This is a genomic window from Bacillus sp. KNSH39, assembly GCF_052656585.1.
Genome location: NZ_JBQXYO010000001.1, coordinates 2,690,538 through 2,704,159 on the forward strand (window position 1 = coordinate 2,690,538; position 13,622 = coordinate 2,704,159).

A 13,622-nucleotide genomic window follows, 5' to 3' on the forward strand; every position below is an offset into this window, starting at 1 on the left:
GCCCAATTATGTAAAAGGAAAGCATAGAAAAAAGCTAGGAGCTCTCCCCTAGCTTTTTCTATATTTATTACGATTATTTTGCTTCTTGGTAACGTTTTTCAGCAGCGTTCCAATCTACAACGTTCCAGAATGCGCCGATGTAGTCTGGACGACGGTTTTGGTAGTTTAAGTAGTAAGCATGCTCCCAAACATCTAAACCGATAACTGGAGTTTTACCTTCAGTTAAAGGAGAATCTTGGTTTGGAGTGCTTGTTACTTCTAACTCACCATTGTTTACTACTAACCAAGCCCAACCAGAACCGAAGCGAGTTGCGCCAGCTTTTGCGAATTCTTCTTTGAATGCATCGAAGCTACCGAATTTTGCTTCAATTGCAGTTGCAAGTTCACCTACAGGTTGTCCTCCGCCGTTTGGAGATAGGATTGTCCAGAAGAATGTATGGTTAGCATGTCCGCCACCATTGTTACGTACTGCTGTACGGATTGCTTCTGGTACTTCGTTTAAGTTTGCAACTAATTCTTCTACGCTTTTGTCAGCTAATTCTGCATGACCTTCTAAAGCAGCGTTTAAGTTTGTAATGTACGTGTTGTGATGTTTTGTATGATGGATGTTCATTGTTTCTTTGTCAAAGTGAGGCTCTAAAGCATCATACGCATAAGGTAAATTTGGTAATTCGTGTTTTGCCATTGTTATATTCCTCCCAGTTTATGTATTGCCACTTAAGTGACATACAACTTCATTCTACCCTAATTGCCATAGGGTGCAAACAAATAAATCACATTGTCTTGCTATCATTAAAGTAGCAAAATTCCCACTTCTTTTCAATTAAAATGCTCATATATTCCGTAAAAAAAGCTTCCTTCTACAAGGAAGCTTCCTGCTAACATAATAAACATGCGAAATGGATATGGACCCTGTAGGACTCGAACCTACGACCGGACGGTTATGAGCCGTCTGCTCTAACCAGCTGAGCTAAGGGTCCACAATTATGTATGTAACAACATATCAAATAGAGGAATTCCTATCGGATATGCTCTTTAAGAAATGTAAGATAAATTTACCATATAGAAAAGAAAAGTGTCAATTGTATTTTTCTTATTTAAAAGAAGAAAGTTAATAAAAGAAATTTAGTTATCTCCACTATATGTAAATATAATATATCTTGAGATTCTCTAGATTCCTACGTTACAATGATTTTATACATACATAAAGGAAGTGAATCTATGTCCATATTTACCCAATTCGTAAAAAGCATATACTCGCCTAAAGATATGGCGCTATTCCGTTTTCAAAAAATCGGTAAAACCATTTTGTATATTATGCTACTTTGCTTAATTACTACTATTCCAAGAACTTTTTTGTACGGTAGTTTTATCCAGGATGGTGTTGGCATGGTAAATCAAGTCATCGATAAAGATTTACCTGATTTTAAAATCGAAAATGGCGAACTAAAAGCCGATATTGATCAACCTATTGAAAAAGAAGAAGGAAATACACTTTTCGTATTTGATCCAAATTCAACAGACCTAGAAAAATATCAAAATAAAACAGGTTTATTTGTTTTAAAAGATAAAGTAGTCTCTATGGGAAATGGTCAAACACAAACGTATTCTTATAACGATTTGTTAGGTGCATCTCTTGAGAAAAAAGATCTACAAGAATTTATTTCTTTATTCGATAATATTTATCCAATTTTATTATTTGTTATTGGATTCTTAGTGTACCTATTCCAATTATTCATCACTTTTGTAGGCGTGACTTTACTTGCGTTCATCGGTTCTGCTATGAGCGGTCAACGTAAACTATCCTATAAACAAGTTTGGACACTAACTGCATACAGCTACACGATCCCAACCATTTTCTTCATGATTATGGATTTATTCAAAATCGTCGTACCTGGAGCAACGTTCATTTATATCGCTGTTGTTTTAATCGTTCTATACTTAACGATTAAAGAGGTACCCAAACCGAAAGAAAAATAAAAAATGCCTAAATAGGCATTTTTTTTTTGGACAAGCATATATTCCTAGCAAAGGAGTGAAGAATATGAAGAGATTAGGTATATTCCTATTCGTGCTTGTTCTCGGTTATATATTTTATTACGATATAAAAATCGGTACTTTACCGATGTTAAGTTCATATAAAAAAACAACTGCTGCTCAAACAATTAAAAAAGAAAACACAGACAGTCAACAAAATAAAGCGAACAAAACAGAAAAAGAAACGGATGTATCTTATAAAACAATTGAAGTAAAAACTGGTGAGACAGTTCTTTCTATTACAGAACAAATTAACAAGAAAAAAATTCCTTCCATAGAAAAAGTCATTGACGACTTTAAACAATTAAACAAAAGTACATCTGCTACAAAAATACAAATTGGAAAGTCTTATAAATTCCCGTTATATCAATAAGCTATCACTTAATCCTTGTCAATTACATAAAGGCGCTGATACAATAGTAAAAGTGAAACCGAGTACTTCGGTTTCTATAGCCCTATATCACGTATACTATCATTGATATGAGGGACTAAATAAGAAACTTCTTTTATAAGGAGAGCGATCTATTCGTGAATGAAATGACTCATCGTACAAAAACACGTCCAGTTAAAGTCGGTAATTTAACAATCGGCGGTAATAATGAATTAATTATACAAAGTATGACAACAACAAAAACACATGATGTTGAAGCAACAGTTGCTGAAATCAAGCGTTTAGAAGAAGCCGGCTGTCAAGTCGTCCGCGTTGCCGTTCCAGATGAACGCGCAGCAGATGCTATTGCTGATATAAAAAAACAAATCAACATTCCACTTGTTGCTGATATTCATTTTGATTATCGCCTTGCTTTAAAAGCAATTGAAGGTGGCATCGATAAAGTACGTATCAATCCAGGTAATATTGGTCGTCGCCATAAAGTAGAAGCTGTTGTAAATGCAGCAAAAGAGCGCGGTATTCCAATCCGTATCGGTGTAAACGCTGGTTCATTAGAGCGACACATTTTAGAAAAGTACGGGTACCCAACTGCAGATGGTATGGTTGAGAGCGCGCTACATCATATTAAAATTTTAGAGGACTTAGATTTCCACGATATTATCGTATCTATGAAAGCCTCTGATGTTAACTTAGCAATCGAGGCATACGAGAAAGCTGCTCGTGCTTTTGATTATCCATTACATTTAGGTATTACAGAATCTGGAACATTGTTTGCCGGAACTGTAAAAAGTGCTGCTGGTCTTGGAGCAATCTTAAATAAAGGCATCGGAAATACACTACGTATTTCATTAAGTGCTGATCCAGTTGAAGAAGTAAAAGTTGCTCGCGAATTATTAAAATCATTCGGTCTTGCGTCTAATGCAGCAACACTTATCTCTTGTCCAACTTGTGGTCGTATTGAAATCGATTTAATTAGCATTGCTAACGAAGTGGAAGAATACATCTCTACACTTCAAGTACCAATTAAAGTTGCAGTACTTGGTTGCGCTGTAAATGGCCCTGGTGAAGCTCGTGAAGCTGATATCGGTATTGCCGGTGCACGTGGAGAGGGATTATTATTCCGTAAAGGGCAAGTCGTTCGTAAAGTACCAGAAGAAACAATGGTAGAAGAACTGAAAAAAGAAATCGACGTAATTGCTGCTGAAATGGCTGCTGAACGAGAAAAAGAAAAAGAGACACAAGAACAATAAAAAGAAGGTTGCCACAATATTTGTGAGCAACCTTCTTTTCTACGTAAAAAAGCTCGCCAGTTACATAACCGACGAGCTTTTACTTTGCACATTTTGGACAACGACCATATATTTCAAACTTATGACCCGTTACTTCATAACCAGTAAAATCTTTATTCATAAAATCCATTGGGCAGGAAGTAATCTCTTTCGTCCCCCCACAATCCAAACAAATAAAATGATGATGATGTTCCATAATAGAACAAGTAAAACGAAAATGTTTTTCGCCATTTAATTCCGTTTGTTCTAAAACACCAATCTCAGCAAAAACTGTTAAGTTACGATAAATCGTATCAAAACTAAGCCCTGGATAATCGTCTTTCATATGTTCTAAAACGTCTTTCGCAGTTAAATAACGATTATGTGCTGCAAATAATCTGAGCATCTCTTCTCTTTTTCCAGTATGTTTATATCCTTTTTCTTTCATTAGGCGTAAAGCTTCTGTTAGATTCATACCTATCCCTACTTTATGCAGTTTTTTTCTTCTTCCATAAAATCGCACCGATTAAAATAAGAACTGCTATCATAACAATTGTACCACCTGGCGCTAGATCAAGTTGATACGAAGCAAACATTCCACCAATTACTGCAATTTCACCAAATAAAATGGAAAAGAAAATTGTTTGTTTAAATCCTTTAGCAATACGAATACTTGCTGCAACTGGTAATGTCATTAATGATGATACGAGAAGAACCCCCACTACACGCATTGATACTGCAATGACAAGAGCAACTAATATAATGAAAATAAAGTGAATCCATTTCGCTCTTAAACCAGTTGATACTGCGTATTCCTCATCAAATGATAATAGAAACAGCTCTTTATATAATAAAATAATTGTCGCAACAACAACAATTGCTACAATCCCAATAATAATTAAATCTGTACTTGTTACAGCACTGACACTACCAAATAAATAACTAAATAAGTCTGTGTTAAATCCATTTGCAAGTGAAATGAAAATAACTCCAACCCCCATCCCTGCCGAAAGGATAATTGGAATTGCTAATTCTTGATAGTGCTTATATACAGTTCGTAACTTTTCGATTAGTAGCGCTCCACCAATCGAGAAAATCATCCCCATATATAAGGGGTTTAAAAATCCACCTGTAAAAATGGTTTTTTCAAGTAATAAACTTGCTGCAATACCCGATAACGTCACGTGACTTAATGCATCCGCAATAAGAGATAAACGACGAATAACAACAAACACACCAATTAGCGGTGCAACAAGTCCAATTAAAATACCTGCGTATAAAGAATTACGTAAAAAGTCATATTGTAAAAAATCTTGTATCATTATATCCTCCCGTGATGCTCATGTTCGTGTTCTAAACGATGAACATGATGTCCATATAAGACGGACATTTCTGCATCTTCTAACTCTCGGAACTTCTCTACATTTCCATGGAAATGTAGATGTTGGTTTAGGCATGCAACATGTGTTACTTTTTCAGTAACAGCTCCCATATCATGAGTAACAAGAATTAATGTGATCCCGAGCCTTTTGTTTAAATCCTCTAATATTTCGTAAAAACTTTCCACATTTTTCACATCGATTCCAACAGTAGGCTCGTCCAAAATAAGCAATTCAGGATCACTAACGAGCGCACGAGCAATAAATACACGCTGTTGCTGTCCACCAGAAAGCTCTCCAATGTTACGACCTTGAAACTCACTCATCCCTACATCAGCAATTGCTTTTTCTACCTTTTTTTTATCCTCTTTTGTAAAAAAGCGAAAAAGCCCTTTTTTCGAAACAAGTCCCATTGAGACAACTTCAGAAACAGTTGCTGGAAAACCAGAATTGAAACTATTTGCCTTTTGGGATACATAACCAACTTTGTTCCATTCCTTAAACTTCTTACTATCAACGCCAAACACGCGTATGCTTCCTTCTTTTGGCTTTAAAACGCCTAATAAACACTTAAGTAAAGTTGATTTACCTGAACCATTCGGTCCCACTAAACCTAAAAAAGCTCCCTTCGGAACTTGCAAATTAATATTTTCTAACACATTCCGATCTTCATATCGGAATGTTAAACCTTCAATTTCTAATATATTATTCATAGCATCTCACCTATTTTAATTCAGAATGATTCCGATTTATATCTATTTGAATTATAGTACAGCTTATTATAGTTGTAAACCAATCTGCCTAAAATATATCTATTTTTTCAAGAAACCTTACTATTATAACAAAAAGCAGAGAAAAATTCTCTGCTTTCAAAAAATATTCCTATAAACTTTTAGTGAATAGCCGATTTAAACTTACCACCATTTGTCTCTTGCGTGCTCATAATCGTAACAAACGCATTTTCATCAATTTCATGCACAATTGACTTTAATTTCGTCACTTCTAGACGCGTTACAACTGCATAAATAACTTCTTTTTCTTTATCCGTGTAACCACCTTTTGCTACAAGCTTTGTCGTTCCACGGCCAAGACGATGCAAAATCGCGTTTGATACTTCCTCATATTGATCAGATACAATTAAAACCGCCTTCGTTTCATCTAGCCCTTGAATTACTGTATCGATTGTTTTAAATGCGATATAGTACGTCATAACAGAATACATCGCTTGTTCCACACCAAACACAAATGCTGCCCATGCAAAAATAAATAAGTTCACAAACATTACGAATTCACCAACAGAGAACGGTAGTTTCTTCGTTAATAAAATCCCCATAATTTCAGTTCCATCTAATGACCCACCATGACGAATTACAAGTCCTACACCAAGACCTAAAATAAGCCCACCAAACACTGTCGCTAAAATAGGTTCTGTTGTAAATGGTGGCACCGCATGTAACGTTGACTCAATGAAAGCTAACGCTACAATACCAAATGTCGAAGATAACATAAATGTTTTTCCAATTTGCTTATAACCGGAATACATAAATGGGATATTGAGAACAACGACTAAAGTAGAAAAACTTAACCACCAAATGTTAGGAGTAAGATAATCTAATATAAGAGAAATACCAATAATTCCACCATCAATAATTTTATTTGGCATTAAAAATAGTTCAATCGCCACCGCCGCGCATGCTGCTCCAAAAATAATCATAACTAAACGATAAATGAGATGAATAACACTTTCTTTTCGATGTTGCTTTTGCTCCATAAGCCCTCCCTGTACTCTTTTTCTGTAGTTTCGTCCTTATATTATAACATACGCTTCTTTTCCTCATGAAAAAAGAAACTCCATACGAATATGTACAAGCTACATGCTCATATATTTCGATAGAAGAACGCGTGAAGGAGGATAATAAGATGAACCTCATTAAACAAATTGTTAATAAAAAATTAAATCATATTTCTACAAAAGAGTTATTAAAATATAGCAAAGAATACGAAGTTCCTATTACAGCCGCACAAGCTGACCAAATCGTTTTACTTATGAAGGGTAAAAATATTAATATTTACGATAACAACGAGCGACTAGAGCTCTTAAAACAGATCGCAAAAGTAACTTCCCCTGCCACTGCCCAACAAGTAAATACATTATTTCAGCAACTACTAAAATAAGGAGGGGATTTCCCCTCCTTATTGCGCTTTAATTTTTTCAAGAAGCCCTTCATCAAAAGTGCCGTTTTTCAGCATTTCGATTTCCAATTTATATGGGGGCTTCTTATCTTTTTTATCTTCCCCTACATACGGTGTTTCAAGAATTTTTGGTACATGCATTAACTGTGGATGATGTACAATGTGATGCAATGCTTTATACCCAATGTGACCAAATCCAATGTTTTCATGACGGTCTTTTCCTGCTCCGCGTACATTTTTACTATCATTAATATGAAGTACTTGTAAACGATCTATACCAACGATCTTATCAAATTCGTTTAATACGCCGTCAAAGTCATTTACAATATCATATCCTGCATCGTGCGTATGACACGTATCAAAGCATACGGATAGCTTTTCATTATATTTTACACCATCAATAATCTTTGCAATTTCTTCAAAGCTACGACCGCATTCTGTTCCTTTTCCTGCCATCGTCTCTAACGCAATGTTAACCGTCTGTTCTGGCGTTAACACTTCATTAAGCCCTTTAATAATTTGTTGAATACCAGCATCTGCTCCAGCACCAACGTGCGCTCCTGGGTGAAGAACAATTTGTTTCGCTACACCTAATGCCGATGTTCTTTCAATTTCCATGCGAAGAAAGTCTACGCCTAATTGGAATGTTTCTGGCTTCGTCGTATTCCCAACATTAATAATATACGGCGCATGGACGATAATTTCCTCAATTCCGTTCAGCTCCATATGTTTTCTTCCTGCTTCTATGTTCAATTCTTCAATTGGTTTTCTTCGTGTATTTTGCGGTGCACCTGTATAAATCATAAACGTTGTTGCACCGTATGAAACAGCCTCTTCACTTGCTGCTAATAACATTTTCTTACCACTCATAGAAACATGAGATCCAATCTTTAACATACAATCACCTCTTCAATATACAATAGATATAATGATAGCATAATTTGTAGAAATATGTAGTGAATTGTTTGTTCACAAAAGACGCACTACACAAATTCATATGACTATTTAGACAGACTATACTCTTCATTTAAATTAGCGGGATTAAAAAAAGATAAGGGAAACCCCTTATCTTTTTTTATTGCTATATTTTCTCTTCACTTTGTCACGTTCTGTTGCAAGTTTACGTTTATAGTTTGGTTTTACTTTTTTCGGTTTTTTAATAACTTTCGTTGCCATAACATCAAGTTCGTCATTTGGTTTTTTACGGCTCTTACGACGACGACGCTCACCTAAATCTGCCCACTCATCTCCACGTAAATCTACATGTTTAAACTCGATATGACGTTGTTTTTCTAAGCTATCTAACGCTTCTTCGTTTGCTGGATCATAAATCGTCACTGCAATACCAGAATGCCCCGCACGTGCTGTTCTTCCAACGCGGTGAACGAAGAAATCTAAATCTGATGGTAGCTCATAGTTAATAACATGGCTAATCCCTTCAATATCAATACCACGTGCTGCTAAATCAGTCGCAACAATATATTGGAATTCAAGGTCACGAATTTGTTTCATCATTTTTTTACGATCACGTGGTGATAAATCCCCATGAATTCGTCCAACTTTTAAGCCACGTTCCATTAATCCATCAGCAACTTGGTCTGCCATCTTTTTCGTATTCGTGAAAACAACTGCTAAATACGGTTTAAATTGAAGTAGCATTTTATGCACTAAATCAATTTTATTACGATGTTTAGAAGGCACTAAATAGTGTTCAATGTTTCCAGCTGCAACTTGTTTTGGATTGATATGAATATGCTCTGGATTCTCCATATATTTCTTCAGAAACGGTTTTAGTTTTTGAGGAATTGTTGCAGAGAAAACTAACATTTGCAAGTTTTTAGGCATGCGTGCTGCAATTTTGTCTACATCATGAATGAATCCCATATCAAGCATTAAGTCTGCTTCATCGACAATAATCGTATTTGCTTTATGAACAAATAATGCTTGTTCTTCAACTAAGTCTTTAATACGTCCTGGTGTCCCAACTACGATATGAGGTTGTTTTTTCAATTTCTCAATTGAACGTTGTTTATCAGTTCCACCAATTAAACAACGTGCTGTAATCATTTGGTCTTCCGCACAAAACTTTGTTAATTTCACGATTTCTTCGTAAATTTGTTGTGCTAACTCACGAGTAGGCGCTGTAATAACAAGTTGTACTTCTTCACGACTTGCATTAATTCTGTTTAATGTAGGAAGTAAGTATGCATGTGTTTTCCCAGAACCTGTTTGGGATTGTCCAATTACACTTACACCTTTTTTCACGACTGGGAAAATTTTCTGCTGAATTCCTGTCGGCTCTGTAAAGCGTAGTTCACGAACTGCATCTATTAAAAATGGTTTAAAATCATACTGTGTAAAAGTTTGTTGTGTCATAAGTTACACCTTCTTTCTAAAATTTCTACTGCGCGCACAAATCAGTCAAGTCTACATTATATCGAAATCTACAAGTAAAATCCATCTTTAGTTTAGGTTTTCACTTCAAAAACTAACCTTCTTCCCTTTTATTGCATATTGTATGTGTATATACCTAACTGAAGAAAGGAGGATTTCTCACATGTTTCCGAAATCCCCTACAAGGCAAATGTATCCGAATCCAGGGCAGCAACCTTATACACCATATCCAATTCCACAACTACCACCAATGGCACAAAAAAAGAAAGGTTTTCTTGCTAAGCTTTTTAAAAAACACGATCCAACCGAGCCTTTTATGCAAATGGTTCCACCTTACCGACAAATGGAAGGGCAACCGATGATGCATCAGCAACCACCACCGCCCCAATATCAACAGCAATATCCGCAGCAATACCAACAACAATATCCGCAGCAACATCCACAATATCAACCATACATGCAGCAATATCCTGAGCAAATGATACCGCCTCAAATGTATGAATCAACTGAAACGCGCGGGGGCACAACTACAGCTGCGGCAACAGCAAGCAGTGGCATCGGCAGTTTTTTTTCGAACTTAATTTCAAATCCAACTAATATGATAAATAACATCGAAAAAGTATCCCAAGTCGTTCAATCTGTAGGTCCTGTCGTCGAACAGTACGGTCCTATTATGCGTAGTCTACCAAGCATTGTTAAAATCCTCACCTCTGGAAAAAGCACGGAAGAAAATCAAACGGAAAATGTAACAGAGCCAGTTGAAGTAGAAAGTCCGCCTCCTGCACCTCAAAAAAAGAAACGAAAACGAAAGAAAATAGTGATTGAACCTGTAATAGAAAAAGAGTTACCGAAAGAACCAGTTCAACAAACAGCAACAAAACCAAAACTATATGTGTAACAATCCTTTGTTTTCTATCCACTCCTCCTTTATAATGTAAAAGACTATGCACAAAAGTATCCCTTGTTTAGAAGGAGAGGATTACTCATATGAAAATTGTTAAAATTTCCCCTCGTGGTTATTGCTACGGTGTTGTCGATGCAATGGTAATTGCACGTAACGCCGCATTAGATAAATCATTGCCGAGACCCATTTATATTTTAGGTATGATTGTTCACAATAAACATGTTACAGACGCTTTTGAAGAAGATGGAATCATCACATTAGACGGTCCAAGTCGCTTAGAAATTTTAGATAAAATTGATTCTGGTACTGTTATTTTCACTGCACACGGTGTTTCTCCAGAAGTTAAACAACGCGCAAAAGAAAAAGGTTTAACAACAATCGATGCTACTTGCCCAGATGTTACCAAGACGCATGACCTTATCGAAGCTAAGAAAGCGGAAGGGTATCATGTCATTTATATCGGTAAAAAAAATCATCCAGAGCCAGAAGGCGCAGTTGGTATTGCACCTGACATCGTTCACCTTATCGAAAGAGCCGATGATTTAAAAACATTAGAAATCCCAACAGATAAAATTTTAGTAACAAATCAAACAACGATGAGTCAATGGGATGTTCAACATTTAATGGAGGACATTCAAAAAAAATTCCCAACAGCAGAATTCCATAAAGAAATTTGTTTAGCAACTCAAGTTCGCCAAGAAGCTGTCGCTAAACAAGCTGATGTTGCAGACTTAACAATTGTTGTTGGTGATCCGAAAAGTAACAATTCAAATCGCTTAGCACAAGTATCACAAGAAATCGCGGGTACAAAAGCATATCGAGTTGCTGATGTAAGCGAAATTCAATTAGAGTGGCTACAAGGTGTAGAAAACGTAGCTGTTACAGCAGGTGCTTCTACTCCAACGCCAATTACGAAAGAAGTTATCGCTTTCTTAGAGCAATATAACCCAATGAATCCCGCTACATGGGAAAGAGTTCGAAAAGTACCGTTACAAAAAATATTACCTCGCGTGAAAGTGAAAAAAGAACAATAATAAAAACCGTTGCTTGCATGAGCAACGGTTTTTATTTTTCTTATACAAATATAAATGGATCTGTATGTAACTGCGAAGCATGAATGTGTACATTGAGTTTCTTTGCATCCACTTTTTCTTGTAATTGCTTTTGTACACCTTGTTTCATTACTTTTTCAACATTATGTCCTGGGTCAACTATATTTAAACCGAGCATCATCGCATCATGAGCAACATGATAGTACATGTCACCAGTTACATATACATCTGCTCCTTTAAATTTCGCTTGGTTTATATATTTATTACCATCTCCACCAAGTACAGCTACTTTACGCACTTTATCGTCTAACTTACCGACAACTCTTGCGCCCTTCACGTCTAATGATTGTTTCACATGTTCTGCAAATTGACCAAGCGTCATTTCTTCTTGTAAGTATCCTATTTTTCCTAGGCCTAACGTTTCACCTTTATTATCAAGCGGATACACATCGTATGCTACTTCTTCATAAGGGTGCGCCGTTACCATTGCTTTAATCACTTTCCGCTGTAATGAAACTGGAATAATCGTTTCGATTCGCACTTCTTTTACACGTTCTAACTGTCCAGTTTCCCCGATATAAGGATTTGTCCCCTCTTGAGGTACAAATGTGCCTGTACCCTCGCTACTAAACGTACAGTGGCTATAATTGCCGATATGACCAGCACCTGCGTCTCCTAATGCATTCCTTACTTCTTCTGCATGAGTGACTGGCACAAACACAACAACTTTTTTCATTTCTTCTGCATATGTCGGTGCCAAAACTTCTGTATTTTGCAATCCTAACGCCTCAGCAAGTAAATCATTTACCCCGCCCTTAGCAACATCCACATTTGTATGCGCTGCATAGATTGCAATATCATTTTTAATACACTTTTCAATAATTTTCCCATACGCCTTATCTGTATGAATCGCTTTTAACGGGTTAAAAATTAAAGGATGATGAGCAATAATGACATTTGCCCCTAATTGAATTGCTTCATCCACAACTTCTTCCGTTACATCTAACGCAATCAATACGTGCCGCACGGGTTTATTAAGCGCTCCAATCTGCAGGCCAATCTTATCTCCTTCCATCGCCAAATGCTTCGGATACATACTTTCAAATAAAGAAATAATTTCATGGCCATTTGGAATTTTACTCATGATAAAACCTCCCCTATCATTTTCATTTTCGCTTCTACTTCCCCACGCTTCGCTTTTGTTTCTTCAGAATCAGCTGCACGTTCTAACTGTTTTAAAATATTTTGGAAGTTTTTTAATTCTCCTTCCCATTTTTCAACGAAGGCTTCACTTTTTTCTGTTATTAAAAATGGTCCCATAAACAATTCAGCTTGTTTATTTTCAGAGTAAGGCGCTGCAACATTTCCTCGCTCCCCTACTAAAATTTCGTAAATTTTCCCATCTTCTTTTACGATTTTTTCATGGATAAGCTCCCAACCATTCTCAATAAACCATTCACGAATATGATGCGCTGCAATATTAGGCTGTAAAATTAAACGTGTTACACCTTCTAATTTTTCTTTACCACTTTCTAAAATGTCACGAATTAACGCTCCGCCCATTCCGGCAACTGTAATTACATCTACTTCTCCTGGTGCGATAACAGCTAATCCATTCCCTTTACGCACATCTACTTTATCTTGTAAACCACTTTCAGCTACAGTTGCTTGCGCAGAGCGAAATGGTCCATCTACGACCTCTCCTGCAACTGCTTTTGTAGCAATATTATTTATAATTGTATAACACGGTAAATACGCATGATCCGATCCAATATCAGCGACTGTAGATCCTACTGGTATTTCACGTACAACTTCTTCTAATCGTTTTGAAAGCTTTACTTCATTCATGTATTTCCATTACTCCTTCTCTTGTCAGTCTGTCTCCATGATAATGAATTTATAGTAGTTGTTGCAAGCCCATAACAACAATTCACTGCTCTATCATTCATCGTATTTTAGAAAATATAGAAAAACAAGCCCTTTGCATAAGCAAAAGGCTTGTCA

General features: G+C 36.3%; 15 protein-coding genes and 1 tRNA gene. 6 read left to right on the forward strand and 10 right to left on the reverse strand.

The features are described 5' to 3' along the window. Positions 1–73 precede the first annotated feature (73 nt). Complete coding sequence (sodA, locus tag ACUL40_RS13715; protein ID WP_001052031.1) at positions 74–685, reverse strand: superoxide dismutase [Mn]; 612 nt, start codon at positions 683–685, stop codon at positions 74–76. Between the two features lie 221 nt (positions 686–906). Beyond that, positions 907–980: transfer RNA gene (locus tag ACUL40_RS13720), tRNA-Ile, on the reverse strand. Between the two features lie 241 nt (positions 981–1,221). Between ACUL40_RS13720 and yqgB the strand changes: the two genes are divergently transcribed. The 3 genes from yqgB to ispG all read left to right on the forward strand — a co-directional run bounded on the left by yqgB (position 1,222) and on the right by ispG (position 3,678). Then, entirely contained in the window at positions 1,222–1,980 is a 759-nt protein-coding gene (yqgB, locus tag ACUL40_RS13725; protein WP_000021898.1) for a protein YqgB, read from the forward strand. A gap of 64 nt (positions 1,981–2,044) precedes the next feature. After that, positions 2,045–2,410 carry a protein YqfZ gene (gene yqfZ / locus ACUL40_RS13730; RefSeq protein ID WP_000825414.1) on the forward strand — a complete coding sequence of 122 codons (366 nt, stop codon included), beginning with the start codon at positions 2,045–2,047 and terminating at the stop codon, positions 2,408–2,410. Positions 2,411–2,574: 164 nt separating this feature from the next. Then, positions 2,575–3,678, forward strand: a complete 1,104-nt coding sequence (gene ispG / locus ACUL40_RS13735; RefSeq protein WP_153577907.1) for a flavodoxin-dependent (E)-4-hydroxy-3-methylbut-2-enyl-diphosphate synthase — start codon at positions 2,575–2,577, stop codon at positions 3,676–3,678. Positions 3,679–3,757: 79 nt separating this feature from the next. Here ispG and ACUL40_RS13740 read toward each other — a convergent pair whose 3' ends face one another. From ACUL40_RS13740 to ACUL40_RS13755, 4 genes are all read right to left on the reverse strand, one after another. Then, entirely contained in the window at positions 3,758–4,171 is a 414-nt protein-coding gene (locus ACUL40_RS13740; RefSeq protein WP_001054516.1) for a Fur family transcriptional regulator, read from the reverse strand. A 13-nt stretch (positions 4,172–4,184) separates the two neighbouring features. Then, positions 4,185–5,018, reverse strand: coding sequence for a metal ABC transporter permease (locus ACUL40_RS13745; RefSeq protein WP_000613815.1), 834 nt, complete (start codon positions 5,016–5,018; stop codon positions 4,185–4,187). Continuing rightward, positions 5,018–5,788 (reverse strand): metal ABC transporter ATP-binding protein, encoded by a 771-nt coding sequence (locus ACUL40_RS13750; protein WP_001059662.1) that lies wholly within the window; start codon positions 5,786–5,788, stop codon positions 5,018–5,020. The genes ACUL40_RS13745 and ACUL40_RS13750 overlap by 1 nt, the downstream gene beginning before the upstream one ends. A 179-nt stretch (positions 5,789–5,967) precedes the next feature. Further along, on the reverse strand, positions 5,968–6,846 hold the full coding sequence (locus tag ACUL40_RS13755) for a YitT family protein (RefSeq protein WP_000435963.1): 879 nt from the start codon (positions 6,844–6,846) through the stop codon (positions 5,968–5,970). A gap of 149 nt (positions 6,847–6,995) precedes the next feature. On the opposite strand from ACUL40_RS13755, the gene ACUL40_RS13760 reads away from it, so the two are divergent. Beyond that, positions 6,996–7,250, forward strand: a complete 255-nt coding sequence (locus ACUL40_RS13760; RefSeq protein WP_001048954.1) for a DUF2624 domain-containing protein — start codon at positions 6,996–6,998, stop codon at positions 7,248–7,250. Positions 7,251–7,268: 18 nt separating this feature from the next. On the opposite strand, the gene ACUL40_RS13765 is transcribed toward ACUL40_RS13760, so the two are convergent. Together ACUL40_RS13765 and ACUL40_RS13770 are read right to left on the reverse strand one after the other, a co-directional pair. Next, a complete protein-coding gene (locus ACUL40_RS13765; protein ID WP_000912460.1) occupies positions 7,269–8,165 on the reverse strand; it encodes a deoxyribonuclease IV in 897 nt (298 codons plus the stop codon). A gap of 168 nt (positions 8,166–8,333) precedes the next feature. After that, positions 8,334–9,644 carry a DEAD/DEAH box helicase gene (locus tag ACUL40_RS13770; protein ID WP_000194017.1) on the reverse strand — a complete coding sequence of 437 codons (1,311 nt, stop codon included), beginning with the start codon at positions 9,642–9,644 and terminating at the stop codon, positions 8,334–8,336. Between the two features lie 181 nt (positions 9,645–9,825). Here ACUL40_RS13770 and ACUL40_RS13775 point away from each other — a divergent pair, with 181 nt between their 5' ends. Both ACUL40_RS13775 and ACUL40_RS13780 read left to right on the forward strand, forming a co-directional pair. Beyond that, the gene (locus ACUL40_RS13775; RefSeq protein ID WP_000484167.1) at positions 9,826–10,560 is read left to right on the forward strand and encodes a YqfQ family protein; all 735 of its coding nucleotides are present in this window, start codon (positions 9,826–9,828) and stop codon (positions 10,558–10,560) included. Positions 10,561–10,649: 89 nt separating this feature from the next. Then, positions 10,650–11,600 carry a 4-hydroxy-3-methylbut-2-enyl diphosphate reductase gene (locus ACUL40_RS13780; protein WP_000706662.1) on the forward strand — a complete coding sequence of 317 codons (951 nt, stop codon included), beginning with the start codon at positions 10,650–10,652 and terminating at the stop codon, positions 11,598–11,600. A gap of 40 nt (positions 11,601–11,640) precedes the next feature. On the opposite strand, the gene ACUL40_RS13785 is transcribed toward ACUL40_RS13780, so the two are convergent. Together ACUL40_RS13785 and ACUL40_RS13790 are read right to left on the reverse strand one after the other, a co-directional pair. Next, entirely contained in the window at positions 11,641–12,762 is a 1,122-nt protein-coding gene (locus ACUL40_RS13785; RefSeq protein ID WP_000036244.1) for a Nif3-like dinuclear metal center hexameric protein, read from the reverse strand. Next, the gene (locus ACUL40_RS13790; RefSeq protein ID WP_001006542.1) at positions 12,759–13,466 is read right to left on the reverse strand and encodes a tRNA (adenine(22)-N(1))-methyltransferase; all 708 of its coding nucleotides are present in this window, start codon (positions 13,464–13,466) and stop codon (positions 12,759–12,761) included. Before ACUL40_RS13790 ends, ACUL40_RS13785 begins: the two co-directional genes overlap by 4 nt. Between the last annotated feature and the right edge of the window lie 156 nt (positions 13,467–13,622).

Excerpts from the sequence above, each read along its gene's own strand:
- sodA (WP_001052031.1), bottom strand. The coding sequence starts at position 685 with ATGGCAAAACACGAATTACCAAATTTACCTTATGCGTATGATGCTTTA.
- yqgB (WP_000021898.1), top strand. The coding sequence starts at position 1,222 with ATGTCCATATTTACCCAATTCGTAAAAAGCATATACTCGCCTAAAGAT.
- yqfZ (WP_000825414.1), top strand. The coding sequence starts at position 2,045 with ATGAAGAGATTAGGTATATTCCTATTCGTGCTTGTTCTCGGTTATATA.
- ispG (WP_153577907.1), top strand. The coding sequence starts at position 2,575 with ATGACTCATCGTACAAAAACACGTCCAGTTAAAGTCGGTAATTTAACA.
- ACUL40_RS13740 (WP_001054516.1), bottom strand. The coding sequence starts at position 4,171 with ATGAATCTAACAGAAGCTTTACGCCTAATGAAAGAAAAAGGATATAAA.
- ACUL40_RS13745 (WP_000613815.1), bottom strand. The coding sequence starts at position 5,018 with ATGATACAAGATTTTTTACAATATGACTTTTTACGTAATTCTTTATAC.
- ACUL40_RS13750 (WP_001059662.1), bottom strand. The coding sequence starts at position 5,788 with ATGAATAATATATTAGAAATTGAAGGTTTAACATTCCGATATGAAGAT.
- ACUL40_RS13755 (WP_000435963.1), bottom strand. The coding sequence starts at position 6,846 with ATGGAGCAAAAGCAACATCGAAAAGAAAGTGTTATTCATCTCATTTAT.
- ACUL40_RS13760 (WP_001048954.1), top strand. The coding sequence starts at position 6,996 with ATGAACCTCATTAAACAAATTGTTAATAAAAAATTAAATCATATTTCT.
- ACUL40_RS13765 (WP_000912460.1), bottom strand. The coding sequence starts at position 8,165 with ATGTTAAAGATTGGATCTCATGTTTCTATGAGTGGTAAGAAAATGTTA.
- ACUL40_RS13770 (WP_000194017.1), bottom strand. The coding sequence starts at position 9,644 with ATGACACAACAAACTTTTACACAGTATGATTTTAAACCATTTTTAATA.
- ACUL40_RS13775 (WP_000484167.1), top strand. The coding sequence starts at position 9,826 with ATGTTTCCGAAATCCCCTACAAGGCAAATGTATCCGAATCCAGGGCAG.
- ACUL40_RS13780 (WP_000706662.1), top strand. The coding sequence starts at position 10,650 with ATGAAAATTGTTAAAATTTCCCCTCGTGGTTATTGCTACGGTGTTGTC.
- ACUL40_RS13785 (WP_000036244.1), bottom strand. The coding sequence starts at position 12,762 with ATGAGTAAAATTCCAAATGGCCATGAAATTATTTCTTTATTTGAAAGT.
- ACUL40_RS13790 (WP_001006542.1), bottom strand. The coding sequence starts at position 13,466 with ATGAATGAAGTAAAGCTTTCAAAACGATTAGAAGAAGTTGTACGTGAA.